This window comes from Streptomyces sp. AK010, assembly GCF_014207295.1.
GTDB lineage: Bacteria > Actinomycetota > Actinomycetes > Streptomycetales > Streptomycetaceae > Streptomyces > Streptomyces massasporeus.
The window spans coordinates 64658-76677 of sequence record NZ_JACHCX010000013.1; the positions used below are offsets into that span (position 1 = coordinate 64658).

The following is a 12020-nucleotide window of genomic DNA, read 5'->3' on the forward strand; positions in this document are numbered from 1 at the left end:
GAAACGCAAGTCTGTCACGCGGGCCGAGGGGGCCGTGCGGGCTTCCGCAAGCGAACCCGAGCAGCTCAGAAGCGCGCCTCGCGGGCATAGGCGGCACGGATCCGTTCGGCGATGCGCGGGGGCGCGGAGGGGCGGACACCGGTGGCCCTGCCGCTTCCGGGCGGGGTTTTGTCCCGTCCGAGGACGACACCCCGGGGGGCGGAGGGACCGGCGCTCCGCTGTTCCTCGCCGGGCTCGCCGTCGAGGTCGTGCCGTTCGGCCCCGCCCGCCCGCTCATCGTCCTCCACCGCCGCCGGATCGGCGGCGGCCGGCGTGTAAGGAGGAACACCGGCTCCGGGCGCGGGGGCGCGGACCGGTGCGGGGAGCTGGGGCACGACGATCTCGGGCGTCAGGTCGGTGAGGCGGCGCTTGGCCTGGAGGGCGGTCAGGCCCTGCTCGTGGATGACGCGCACCAGACGCCCGATGACCTCGGGCAGAGCCGGCCGGGCACCGGGGTCACGTGCGAGCATGTCCGTGACCAGGGGCTCGAGCTCCGCCGGCAGGTCCGTCAGGTCGGGAGGAGTGCCCGGGTCCTCGATCTTCAGCGCGATGGCCTGCCAGGTCGGTCCCTCGTAGGGGTAGTGCCCGGTCGCGGCGAACAACAGCACCGCCCCCAGCGCGTAGACGTCGGCCGGCCGGTCCAGCCGGTGCTCGCCCCGGGCCTGCTCCGGCGGCATGCACAGCACGCTGCCGACGACGAACCCGGTCGCCGTCAGGGTGGTGCGGCGCTCCGCGAGCACGGCGAGACCGAAGTCGATCACCTTGGGGCCGTAAGGGGACAGCAGGATGTTCTGGGGCTTCAGATCACGGTGGAGCAGCCCCGCGTCGTGCACCGTGCCGAGACCCTCCGCCAGCAGCGCCCCGAGGCTGGCCGTCTCGGCAAGCGGGAGCGGGCCATGCTCGGCGACGAAGGTACGCAGATCAGGTCCGGGAACGTACTCCACCGCGAGCCACGGCTGGTCGGCGTCCGCGTCGGCCCCGACGAAGGCCGCGACGAACGGCCCGTACACCGTGCGCAGGCTGTCCACTTCGGACAGGAAGCGGGCGCGGGTGTCCTCGTCGAGGACGGAGGGCTTGATGACCTTCACGGCAGCCTGATGCCCGGCCGCGGACTCGCCGAGAAACACCTGCCCCATGCCGCCGGATCCGATTCGGCGGACGAGGGCGAAGCCCCCGATCTCCTTCGGGTCCTCGTCCCTCAGTGGTTCCACGGTGCTACGCCCCCCTGTGGTCTGTGTGCGCCGCTCCGGACATGAGTCGTCCTGGACCGGAATCAGTCTATGCATGAGGCTCAAGCCCGCCCTGGCCCGCGTGTTTGCAGGCCATTCCAAGCCACGCCGACGCCGAGTCCCCTGACATCGGGTCGACTACCGTGAACCGCTCCGCGGTGCGACCCGCCCTTCATCACCACCTGGGTGACGGAACCGATGACCAGGCCTGGACCACGTTCCAGCACCTCATCCAGCACGTGAGACAGGCATGACGCGCGGCCGGGCCGTGGCCGGGCGGGCGCGTTGGGTGCGGAGCCCATGCCGTTCCGTTCCCCGGTGGCCGTTTGGACACGCGGGCGTCGGCAGCGGTCAGCAGGCGGGGATACGTGGCCTGTGCCCTCAGGAAAGAGCCTTCGGAGGAGGGCAAGCGCAACTGGCCCGCCCCATGCGGCGCCGGTGCCGCCATCAGGTCGTCACGCGACGCCACGCTGCACATCCCGGCTGCGCTCAGTCGCCGACCACACGCGACGCCACGCTGCACATCCCGCCGGCGCTCAGTCGCCGACCACTCCCGCGTCGATACGCTCACCACGTGCTGTGTCCACCACGACGGGGATGCCGTCCGGGATCTGCCCTTCGAGCCGGTCGAGCAGGGACTGCACCGGCGGGAGGTCTCCGGGGGTGCGGACGTGGACGTACATCGTCCGAGAGGTCGCGTCGACGCTTGTGACGGACGCGCCCGGCACGTCGGCGAGCCACTGCTGTGCCACGTCCTTGGTCCTGCCGGTCCACGCATCGAGCAGGAATGTGACCACGGTGTTGGCCGTCAGTGGAACGAACACGACGACGAACAGCAGGACCATGGCGGCGTAGGCGCTACGGGCCGGCCGACCGGCGGCCTTGTCCGCCTCCGTGCCGTAGCCGAGGGAGGCGAAGACCACCATGCCCCCGAAGACCAGGGCGAAGAGGTTGGACACGAACAGCACCAGAGCACCCAGCGCCAGCCATCCCGACAGCTGTCCCAGACACACCCCGGCCACCACCAGGGGTGGAACGAGGGAGATGGCGATCGCGACACCGGGCAGCACGGCGGCGACGTCCCGGCGGGCCAGTGCCACCGCGCCGGCGAATCCGGTCGCCAGGGCGGCGATCAGGTCCATCAGGCCCGGCGATGTCCGCGAGGAGATCTGGCTGTTGGACAGCAGGTCGTAGTCGCTGGGCAGAGCCACCGACATGACCATCCCGACCGCGATCACCAGCAGGCACGCGAGGAGAACGACCACGGCCGATCCGGTGCGGCGGCGCTGCACCGACCCGAGGGCGATGCCCATGATGGGCGTGGACAGCGGCGCGATGATCATCGCGCCGATCACGGTCGCCGTGGAGTCGGTGAGCACCCCGCCGGACGCGATGACCGACGACAGGGTCAGCATGGTCCAGAAGGCCGAGCGCTTGGAGGCGGTGTCACCGGAGGACAGGTCCAGATCCTCGGCCAGTTCGTTCAGCGAGCGGCGCTGGGAGGCCGGCAGGACACGGGCACGGACTTTGCCGATCATGCACCCAAACAACCACAGTCGGCATGATTTCGGCGGTCAGGACACCGGCATGCCTCTGTGCGAATCCGGGGAGGAGCGGAACAACTGATCGCTTGCGGGAACGGTTGTGACCTTCGGGCTCCATGGGCGTCGGATCCCCAGTGGCAATGACGCAAGGTCACACAAGATGCCGTAAAGCCTCCCCGCCCCGACCAGCCGCACGCCGCCAGCCCCGTGACAGCCCCGCTGCAGATCCCGAGGGCTCTTGCCGGCCGTGTTCCCGCCTGCCTCAGGCCGCTTCGGCTTCTACCCGCCCCGCTTTCACGGCGTCGACGAGGGCCTGGTGGTCCTTCTCGTTCTGGTCCGCATACAGTTCGGCGAATGTCGCCAGTGAGCGGTCGAAGACGTCACCGTCTCCGAGGTACGCGGCAATCGCGATTCTGTCGCCGGACCTGGCGTGGGCGCGGGCCAGTGTGGCACCGCAGAGCCGGCCGAACAAAGTCATCACCTTCGGAGACAGGCTCTCGGCCACGGCGATTCCCTTCCAGTCCCTCAGCTGGCGTACGTAGAAGTCCCGCTCCTTGCCGTCGATGCCCAGAACGCGTTCCCATCCCAGAAAGATGTCGCTGGTGGCCTGCATGAGGCGCTGGCCCGCGACGACACGCTCCCCCTGGGTGGTGAACTCGCTGCCTCCGGCATAGGGCGCCAGAACCGACTCGTCAGCTTCCTTTGCCTGAAGGAACAGGGGGTCCTCGTCGTCCTTGCCGAGCAGCAGAATGGTCCAGCAGCGGGTCCCCACACTGCCCACGCCGACCACCTTGCGAGCCACGTCGGCAATGCGGTAGCTCTCCAGGAGGAACCTGCGGTCCGTCTGCAGACTCTGGCCGTAGCGTTCCACCAGCCGGCTGATCTCCTTCTTCAATGCGTCGCGTTCGACTTTCGGCAGCAGATCCTCAAGCCGTATCAAAAGCGGTGGATCGGGAGCGATCTGACGCCTTCCGTCGACCACGTGTGTCAGCTTCTCGAAAACCTGCAGCGTGTCATGAGCCCGAGCCCGCTTGCGAGTGCGTTCCCAGCGGTCGCGCCTTTTGGCGTCTGCCGTCGGGGCGAACTGCTGCTGCAGCTCATCCGCGTCGAAGTGGGTGTACCAGACGTCAAGGTTGCCCATTCCGGCGAGCATCCGCATGCGTTCGCGGTAGGACCGTACGGCCGCCCGCACCACTGTCGCCCGTTCCTTTGAGTTGAAGCCGTTCGCCCGGCCTGCGATGACGAGGCTCGCCGCCAGCCGCTTGACGTCCCATTCCCAGGGGCCGGGCAGCGTCTCGTCGAAGTCGTTGATGTCGAACATCAAGCGGCGTTCCGGCGATGCCAACAGCCGGAAGTTCAGCATGTGCGCGTCGCCGCAGCACTGCACCCTGATCCCGCTGCGCGGTGTCCCCGCAAGATCAGCGGCCATGATGGCCGCGGCCCCACGGTAGAACCGGAACGGCGACTCAGTCATCCTGCCGTAGCGGATGGGCACGAGTTCCGGCACCCGCGTCGCGGACTGTTTTTCGATGGTCTCCACTGGGTCCGTGCGATTCGGCGGGGGCCTGAACTCTGCGTGGCTGGACCGAGGGGTGGTGGATCTCGCGTCCTTGCCACGGGCAGCGCGTTCCTCCGGGGTGAGATGGCGTGTCTCGTCGCCGGACATAGAATTCTTGGCCATTGCGAACGCTCCGCAGAGGAGATGTGCGGCAGCATCGAGGGCCGCCCTCGATGCTGCCGATTTCATCGTGTTTTGGAGACGCTTGAGATATCCAGGGGACTGTGCAGCCCCACGCGCACCAGAGCAGGAAATGACATGCCACACCGGTGCGCGAATTCGGTCCGTACTCGAAAAGGGTATCGCCGTGTGGCTCTCCCGGCGATACGGCCCTATGGGGACCGCCATCCGGGTGTTGCTGACGCCGTGGAGTGCTGGTCGGGATGCGCTGTCGATCCACCCAGTGGAGGGTGAAGGCATGAGCCCTCACCATCGGCCCAGACACTCCATCCCGATCGACCATCGGCTCGTCACGGCAGGCGCCATGCTCACCGCAGTCGGCGCCCTCGTGACGGGTGCCGGTATCACCGTCGTGGCGTTCGCCGTGCTCTCGGCGGGGCGCCGCCTGGTCCGTGACATGGACGTCCCCCCGGCCCAACAGGCGGCGATGAAGTGGCGGCAGGCCAAGGAGGCATCGCAGGCGGGGCTGCAGGCCTGGCACTCCGCGTCCGATGCCCACAACGCGAACCCCTCCCGGTAGCCACGCCGTTTCGCTCGGACTGCGGGGCCGGCGGCAACGACCGGTGCATGCTCGACTCCTTCTTCGCAGAGAGGCAGCAGATGGATGCCAGTCGCCAAGGAGGGACTCGCCAACGGGTCGCCCCCTGATCCTCTGGCGATCCTGCGGAGTCGCCCCTATGCGGCCCTTCTGGTCATGGCCGCGCTCATCGGGGTGCCGGTATCCGTGGTGGCCTTCGGATTCCTCGCCCTGGTCGGCGAACTCCAGCCGCTGGTCTACACGGATCTGCCCGAGGCACTCGGGCTGGACAAGACACCACCGTGGTGGCCGCTGCCCCTGCTCGCCGTTGCGGGACTGCTCACGGCACTGAGCATCCAGTACCTGCCGGGGCGCGGAGGCCATGAGCCGACCGCGGGGCTCTCCGCGGCAGGACCTCCCACACTCACCGAACTTCCCGGCATCGTGTTCGCCGCCCTGGCGACCCTCGTCTTCGGAGCCGTCCTCGGGCCGGAAGCGCCACTGATCGCTCTGGGCAGTGGGCTGGCCGCAGCCGCCGTACGACTCGTCAGGCGGGGCGCACCGGAGCAGGCGCTGGCGGTGATGGGCGCAGCGGGCAGTTCCGCGGCCATCAGCGCCCTGCTGGGATCGCCACTGCTCGCCGCGTTCTTGCTGATGGAGGCCTCGGGTCTGGGAGGGGCGATGCTGGGCCTGGTCCTGGTGCCCGGCCTGCTCGCCTCGGGCATCGGGGCCCTGATTTTCGTCGGCTTGGGATCCTGGACGGGGCTGGGCACCTACTCGCTGGCGCTGAACGACGTACCCGAGGCGACGAGCCCCACCGTCGGCGAGTTCGGCTGGGCGCTGGTCATCGGACTGTCATCCGCCTGCGCGGGCGCTGCGATCCGGTGGCTCGCCGCTCGGCTGAGAACGCTCGTCGACGGTCGACGGGTGCCGGTCACGGTGCTGCTGGGCCTCGTTGTCGCGGGGCTGGCGATCGGATATGCGCAGGGGACCGGTAAACCGGCTGCTGACGTGCTGTATTCGGGCGAGAACGCCCTGGATCCGCTCCTCACCCACAGCGCCACGTATACGGCAGGAGCGTTGGCGTTGCTGGTGCTGTGCAAGGGCCTGGCCTACTGCGCATCGCTCAGCGGTTTCAGAGGAGGCCCGATCTTCCCCGCGATGTTCGTGGGAGCGGCCGGTGGCATCCTCCTGTCCCATCTGCCGGGACTGACACTCGCCGCGGGGTTCGCGATGGGCATCGGAGCGATGTGCGCGGCCATGCTCAGACTCCCGCTCACCTCGGTCCTGCTGGCCACCTTGCTGCTCGGGGCACAAGGGCTGACCGTCATGCCGCTCGTGATCGTCGCCGTCGTGGTCTCGCACGTCGTGTCGGCGAGGCTCACACGCCCCGCTACGGAGCCGAGTGCACCAGCGGCATCGGGCGGAAAGCGGTCCTGAACAGGGCACCGGCCCGCGTCCACGGGTCAGTGGAGAATCTTCTCCTTGGCCCGCTGGAATTCCTCGTCGGTGATGTCGCCCCGGGCCCTGATCTCGGAGAGCTTGGCGAGTTCGTCCGTGCCGGTGGTGCCCGTGCTGCCGGCCGTCTCGCGGATGTAGCGGTCCATCTGCTCCTGCTGCGCTCTGGCGTGGGCCCGTTCGCGCGCGCCCATGCCCTTGCCCCGGGCGAGGACGTAGACGAGGACGCCCAGGAACGGCAGAACGATGGTGAAGACGAGCCACCCCGTCTTGCCCCATCCGCTCAGCTCGTCGTCGCGGAAGATGTCGACGACGACACGGAAGAGCAGGACGATCCATATGATCCACAGGAAGATCCACATGATCGTCCAGAAGGCCCCCAGGAGGGGGTAGTCGTAAGCCAGATGGACGTTCGCGTCGCTGTTCATCGGTTCTCCTTGGGAGTCGTCGCTTCGGTCGGCTGTGGCCGCGGCGCTGTGAGTCCTGCCCGGAGGCAGGGCTCACGCGCCGCCGCGGATCGTGCGGGTGTTACGCGTCCTCGGCGTTGAGTTCGAGCCCGAAGGCCTCGCCGATACTGCGGGCCGCGGAGACCACACGGGCGCTGCCCACCACGGGGGCGATCGCCACGAGCGTCCCCTGGATCTTCTCCAGGGGTACGCCGAGTTCCGCCGCGGTGCCGATGTTGAGGAGGTAGGAGGGAGCGGAGGCGTCCATCGCCACCAGGGCGGCGATACGCGCGAGCAGATACGCCTCCTGGTCCAGGCCGGAACGCTCGAACGTGTCGAGGTTCATCTGGATGAGCGTCTCGAACACGGGGGCGTCGGCCTCCGCGAGGGCGGTGACGCCTTCTGCCCCTGTCTTTCCGTCCGCCATGGTCGGTCTCCTTTTCCTGAGCGGTGTGACTGCTTCTCCCAGAACACCCCGGCTCGGCAGGGATGGCCTCACCCGGAAGAGGTGAACGGCCAGTCGTCCGTGCCGAGGCACTCGGCCGCCCCGGAAGCAGGGGAGAGGAGCCGGAGAGCAGCGACGATGCCCGGGACCTGCCACTGGCCGTCGCGCCGTCACGACCGTCCGCCACTGGACTCAGGCCTGACCGGCAGACCGCTGAGCGTCCGAACCGGCCCTCGCTCACGCGCATCAATGCCCGCACGCAACACATGACGGACCGGCCCGCACAGGGACTCCCGCCCGGAGATCCCCCGGAGCGGGTGATGCCCGGACGGGGAGAAGCGCGTTCCATGTTCACAGTGCATGGAGCTGCAGGAGGTCTGAATGCCGCCCGCTACCCAAGCCTCTCCGGCTTTGCGCTGGACCGCGCGTCTGGCCCTGGCTTCGGGCACCGGAGCAATGCTGGTGCTCCTGCTGTCCGCCGGACTCGAAAGCCTGCTGCTGCTCGCCGTGGGGACCATCGGACTGTTTCTGACGGCGGCAGGCGCGTGGTGGGCGCTGGTACACACCGGTCCGCTCCGGGTGGCGGCCGCGCTACTGGCCCTGGCTGCCCCCGCCGTTGTCGTCGCCCTCTACGTGGCAGCGGGGCTGCTGTGGGCGGTGCTCGTTTCGCTCGCGCTGTGGGTGCTGGCTGTCTACTGCGGGCGGGTCGCGCCGGCGGATGCGCTCGACGACAGCCGGGCGCGGTTGCCGGAGCGGCCGGTGGCGCCACCGCGCAGACCATATCTGATCATGAACCCGCGGTCGGGTGGCGGCAAGGTCGGACGGTTCCGCCTGCAGGAGAGGGCCCGGGCCCTCGGTGCGGAGGTCGCCGTTCTGGATGTGACACACCAGCAGGATGTCGCGGCACTCGCCCGCCGGGCCGCGGATGCTGGCGCCGACCTGCTCGGCGTCGCCGGTGGCGACGGCACACAGGCCCTCGTCGCGGCCGTGGCGGCGGAGCGTGACCTGCCTTTCCTGGTGATCTCCGCAGGGACCCGGAACCACTTCGCACTCGACCTCGGGCTGGACAGGGACGACCCGTCGAGGTGCCTCGACGCGCTCACCGACGGTGTCGAACGCCGTGTCGACCTCGGCACCGTCAATGGCCGGGTGTTCGTCAACAACGCCTCGTTCGGAGCCTACGCGGCCGTCGTACAGAGCCCCGCCTACCGCGACGACAAGGTCCATACCACCTTGCAGATGCTCCCGGACCTGCTGACGCATCAGCACGGCCCACGGCTGTCCGTGTCCGCCGAGGGCACGACCATCGAACAGCCACAGGCCGTACTGGTCAGCAACAACCCGTACCGGACGGACGACCCGGCAGGGCTGGGCCGCAGAGAGCGACTGGACTCCGGCGTTCTCGGCGTGATCGGCGCCCAGGTCGACAGCGCGGCCCAGGCGGCGGACATGCTCCTCGGACGCCGAGCCCGCTCCCTGAGCCAGTTGATGGCGCGGGAGGTGATGGTCGATGCCGACGCCGACACGATTCCCGCCGGCGTGAACGGCGAGGCTCTCACACTGCCGGCCCCGGTCCGGTGCCGCATACAACCGGGCGCCCTGCGCGTCCGTGTCCCCCGTGACCGCCCCGGCGTGCCGCGCGTCAGGCCCCCGATGGACTGGCGCCAGGTGAGGAGACTGGCACGGTCGACCATGCGAACGGCGGCTGGGCATGGCAACTGACACCCCGAAGAGCCCCGGACGCCGCGCGGCCGTGCTGGCGGGGGCACGGTCCGCCGGCATGGCGACCGGACTGGTCATCGCCTACTACCTGCTGCCCATGGACCAACCGCTGGCCGCGGGCACGACGGCTGGTCTCGTTCTCGGCCTGCTCGCGGTGACCGCGCTCTTCCTCTGGCAGGTCCGTGCCATCGTCCGCTCCCCGCACCCGCAACTGCGCGCCGTGGAGTCACTCGCCGCCGTCGCCACCTTGTTCGCGCTGCTCTTCGCGACCTCGTATTTCCTCCTGGAACACGACACGGCCGGCAGCTTCTCCGAACCCCTCAGCCGTACCGACGCGCTCTATTTCACGCTCACCGTGTTCAGCACCGTCGGCTTCGGAGACATCACCGCCGGCTCCACCACCGCACGCGTCATGACGATGATTCAGATGGTCGGCGGAATCCTGCTCGCGGGCGTGGCCATCCGGGTGGTCGTCAGTGCCATCCAGGCCGGACTTCGACGACAGGGGAAGAAGGACCCGTGAGATTCCGGCCGCAGTCCGCCCGAGCGTCACCGGACCACGGACAGTCCCTCTCCCACGGACCGCAGCCGCAGCCGCAGCCGCAGCCGCAGCCGCAGCCGCAGCCGCAGGAACGACTGCGCAGCCGGAAAGGCGGCAGCCCACCGGACGGCACTGCGCCCTGCCCTCAGGGAGGGCAGGGCGCAGCGGCGGTGAGGAAGGTCAGGCGTTCGCACAGATCGCGTACACCGAGATGCCCACGCTGCTGTACGCCTTCTGACGTCCGAGGCCGACCCAGCCCCGCCCGTCGTCCGTCGGGAACGACCCGACAAGGATGGCGTCGCTGCCCTGGGCCTCCGCGCCTCCGCCGATGGCGACCTTCCCCGCCGGGCAGTACACCGTCCGCCGCTGGAAGTTCGGCACGTTCGCGTTCGGCAGCTTCACCACCTGGTACCCGTCGACCGCAGCGGCCCGGGGCGCCTGCGCGCCCTTCGCAGCCGTCTGGCTGTCCGACGCCTGCGCCGCCCAGCCCACGCCCGACACCAGCGCCACCGCCAGCGCGCCCGCCCCGAGAACCTTCAAGCCTCGCATCCTGCTCCTTCACGTCCGGCGAAGCCTCGACGACCGAGACCTCGTCCACGGCCTCCACTCTGCCCGCCTCCGCCACCCAGAGCGCCACTTACGCGACTAAACGCCCGGATGGGGCGAACGAGGAGCACAAATTCTCCCGATGCGCCCGGCGCCCGCCCCCGGTGCTGCGGACGGGCGGCTCCACGGCGCGGCCGGACGCCGCCGCCGAGATCACAGCCGCCTACTCACCCACCCATGACCTTCACGGCCCTGGCTTCGACGCGACGTTCAGGCCATCCGCCATGCGGAGCCGGATGATGGTCTCGGTCCCGTCGAGACAGGCGTAGATGCCGTCCCGCCAGGTCGTCACGATCGGGCGGGCCACGACCGCCTGGCTCAGTTCGGTCGTGGTGACGACGTCCAGCGACTTCGGGTCGAGGACGGCGGCAGTGGTTCTCGGATTGGCCTCGGTCGCTCCCGGACACGAGGACGGGGCGTAGTTGCCGTAGGTGTCGCAGCCTGCCGCGCGGTTCTGGGACGTGGGCACGATATGACCCTTTTCGTCGGGCAGGAAGTGGGAGCCGTCGAAGTTGGCGTCCTTCTGCGGGCCGTCGAGCATCGTCACTTCCTGATGGGCGAGGATCGCGCCGGAGGCGGGGCTGAGCCGGTAGACGTGCGGGCCGAACGCCGCGTAGACGCCTTCCTTGCGGACGGCCATGCTCGGCGCCGGGTTGACTGGCCGTTGGTGTTGATGTTCCACAGCGGCTGACGCCAGATCTCACGGCCGGTCGGAGGGTTGAACTTCGACCCGTACGGCCCGGGAGCGTACGTGTCGAGTCCGGAGGTGCCACCGATCAGGTAGGCGTCGTCGGGCCCTCCGAAGGTGACGAAGACGATGCCGCCGGGGTAGTTCGTCTCGGACCTGTACGTGAAGACCCGGTTCGGGCCCTTGGAGTCACCGGTCCACGTGGCACACGGAATAGACGCCACTGTGGACCGAGTCGGGGTGCTCCGGTGCGCCGATGACGGGCGGATGGTTCACCATGATGTTGACGGGGTCGGCCGCGTAACTCTTCATGCAGTCGACTTCTTTGGGGATGGCGTTCAGATCCCCGACAAGCGGTCCGGTGTTGGCGAGGGGGCTCTCCGTGAATCCGCTCAGGTTGCTGGCGATCTGTGGCGTGGCGCCCTTCAGCAGCGGCACGAGCGTGAGCACGAGAAGTGCGGCCACCGCCACGACTCCAGGACCGGCTTGATGACGCGGCAGACACGATGCAGGAAGCGCCTCACTTGTATGCCCCTTCCGTCACGGCCGGTACCGGCCCGGCATCCTGGGTCCGCTCGGCCCTGGCCCGGCGGCGCCTGCGGAAGACAAGCACGAGGCTCGCGAGGAGCAGCCACACGACGAACGCCGCCCACCATGTCCACTGCCCGAGCGCCCCGGTGGCCGGATTGAGAACCCCGCCCCACCCAGTACGGGCCGGTGAACGTCAGCAGAGACGGGACAGCCGCCAGAGGCACATTTCGTCGCGCATCCGAGTATGCAGAAGACATCGACACTGACGCCGAGCCTGGACAGGGGGCGAGCACGCTCGGGCGGCGAGACACCACGGTTGTGACGGAGAGCGCGGCACCGGTCACCGCGTTGGTGAAGCGCGACGGGGTGATCAAGGAGTCTGAACCGTTGATCACATGCACACCACAGCCGACGCCGGGCCTACCGGATTTTCCCCCGGCCGACCAGAGCGTACGCCGGGCCCTGGGCATGCGCTTCGAACTGCGGAAATACGGAACGGCCGACGAGTCGGGCCGT

12 protein-coding genes are annotated in these 12020 nt (G+C 69.1%); 4 read left to right on the top strand and 8 right to left on the bottom strand.

Annotated elements, in window-relative coordinates; all coding sequences use genetic code 11:
- Positions 1-65: 65 nt before the first annotated feature.
- From HDC93_RS23955 to HDC93_RS23965, 3 genes are all read right to left on the bottom strand, one after another.
- Positions 66-1250: a serine/threonine-protein kinase gene (locus HDC93_RS23955; RefSeq protein ID WP_185012911.1), complete on the bottom strand. Its 1185-nt coding sequence runs from the start codon at positions 1248-1250 to the stop codon at positions 66-68.
- Between the two features lie 554 nt (positions 1251-1804).
- Positions 1805-2806: a TIGR00341 family protein gene (locus tag HDC93_RS23960; protein WP_185012912.1), complete on the bottom strand. Its 1002-nt coding sequence runs from the start codon at positions 2804-2806 to the stop codon at positions 1805-1807.
- A gap of 268 nt (positions 2807-3074) precedes the next feature.
- On the bottom strand, positions 3075-4493 hold the full coding sequence (locus HDC93_RS23965; protein ID WP_185012913.1) for a DUF2252 domain-containing protein: 1419 nt from the start codon (positions 4491-4493) through the stop codon (positions 3075-3077).
- A gap of 295 nt (positions 4494-4788) precedes the next feature.
- Here HDC93_RS23965 and HDC93_RS23970 point away from each other — a divergent pair, with 295 nt between their 5' ends.
- Both HDC93_RS23970 and HDC93_RS23975 read left to right on the top strand, forming a co-directional pair.
- Entirely contained in the window at positions 4789-5070 is a 282-nt protein-coding gene (locus tag HDC93_RS23970; protein WP_185012914.1) for a hypothetical protein, read from the top strand.
- A gap of 84 nt (positions 5071-5154) precedes the next feature.
- A complete protein-coding gene (locus HDC93_RS23975; protein ID WP_185012915.1) occupies positions 5155-6507 on the top strand; it encodes a chloride channel protein in 1353 nt (450 codons plus the stop codon).
- Between the two features lie 26 nt (positions 6508-6533).
- On the opposite strand, the gene HDC93_RS23980 is transcribed toward HDC93_RS23975, so the two are convergent.
- Together HDC93_RS23980 and HDC93_RS23985 are read right to left on the bottom strand one after the other, a co-directional pair.
- Positions 6534-6953 (bottom strand): SHOCT domain-containing protein, encoded by a 420-nt coding sequence (locus tag HDC93_RS23980; protein ID WP_185012916.1) that lies wholly within the window; start codon positions 6951-6953, stop codon positions 6534-6536.
- 100 nt (positions 6954-7053) lie between these two features.
- Positions 7054-7398, bottom strand: a complete 345-nt coding sequence (locus HDC93_RS23985) for a carboxymuconolactone decarboxylase family protein (RefSeq protein WP_185012917.1) — start codon at positions 7396-7398, stop codon at positions 7054-7056.
- 399 nt (positions 7399-7797) lie between these two features.
- Between HDC93_RS23985 and HDC93_RS23990 the strand changes: the two genes are divergently transcribed.
- Together HDC93_RS23990 and HDC93_RS23995 are read left to right on the top strand one after the other, a co-directional pair.
- Complete coding sequence (locus HDC93_RS23990) at positions 7798-9138, top strand: diacylglycerol kinase family protein (RefSeq protein ID WP_185012918.1); 1341 nt, start codon at positions 7798-7800, stop codon at positions 9136-9138.
- Positions 9128-9661, top strand: coding sequence for a potassium channel family protein (locus HDC93_RS23995; protein WP_185012919.1), 534 nt, complete (start codon positions 9128-9130; stop codon positions 9659-9661). The genes HDC93_RS23990 and HDC93_RS23995 overlap by 11 nt, the downstream gene beginning before the upstream one ends.
- A gap of 198 nt (positions 9662-9859) precedes the next feature.
- On the opposite strand, the gene HDC93_RS24000 is transcribed toward HDC93_RS23995, so the two are convergent.
- The 3 genes from HDC93_RS24000 to HDC93_RS24010 form a co-directional block, all read right to left on the bottom strand.
- Entirely contained in the window at positions 9860-10228 is a 369-nt protein-coding gene (locus tag HDC93_RS24000) for a hypothetical protein (protein ID WP_185012920.1), read from the bottom strand.
- Positions 10229-10469: 241 nt separating this feature from the next.
- Positions 10470-10925, bottom strand: a complete 456-nt coding sequence (locus HDC93_RS24005; protein ID WP_185012921.1) for a hypothetical protein — start codon at positions 10923-10925, stop codon at positions 10470-10472.
- 237 nt (positions 10926-11162) lie between these two features.
- Positions 11163-11438, bottom strand: coding sequence for a hypothetical protein (locus HDC93_RS24010; RefSeq protein ID WP_185012922.1), 276 nt, complete (start codon positions 11436-11438; stop codon positions 11163-11165).
- Positions 11439-12020 lie beyond the last annotated feature (582 nt).

Coding starts and splice junctions, on each gene's coding strand:
- HDC93_RS23960 (WP_185012912.1), bottom strand. CDS start 2,806: ATGATCGGCAAAGTCCGTGCCCGTGTCCTGCCGGCCTCCCAGCGCCGC.
- HDC93_RS23965 (WP_185012913.1), bottom strand. CDS start 4,493: ATGGCCAAGAATTCTATGTCCGGCGACGAGACACGCCATCTCACCCCG.
- HDC93_RS23970 (WP_185012914.1), top strand. CDS start 4,789: ATGAGCCCTCACCATCGGCCCAGACACTCCATCCCGATCGACCATCGG.
- HDC93_RS23975 (WP_185012915.1), top strand. CDS start 5,155: ATGCCAGTCGCCAAGGAGGGACTCGCCAACGGGTCGCCCCCTGATCCT.
- HDC93_RS23980 (WP_185012916.1), bottom strand. CDS start 6,953: ATGAACAGCGACGCGAACGTCCATCTGGCTTACGACTACCCCCTCCTG.
- HDC93_RS23985 (WP_185012917.1), bottom strand. CDS start 7,398: ATGGCGGACGGAAAGACAGGGGCAGAAGGCGTCACCGCCCTCGCGGAG.
- HDC93_RS23990 (WP_185012918.1), top strand. CDS start 7,798: ATGCCGCCCGCTACCCAAGCCTCTCCGGCTTTGCGCTGGACCGCGCGT.
- HDC93_RS23995 (WP_185012919.1), top strand. CDS start 9,128: ATGGCAACTGACACCCCGAAGAGCCCCGGACGCCGCGCGGCCGTGCTG.
- HDC93_RS24000 (WP_185012920.1), bottom strand. CDS start 10,228: ATGCGAGGCTTGAAGGTTCTCGGGGCGGGCGCGCTGGCGGTGGCGCTG.
- HDC93_RS24005 (WP_185012921.1), bottom strand. CDS start 10,925: ATGGCCGTCCGCAAGGAAGGCGTCTACGCGGCGTTCGGCCCGCACGTC.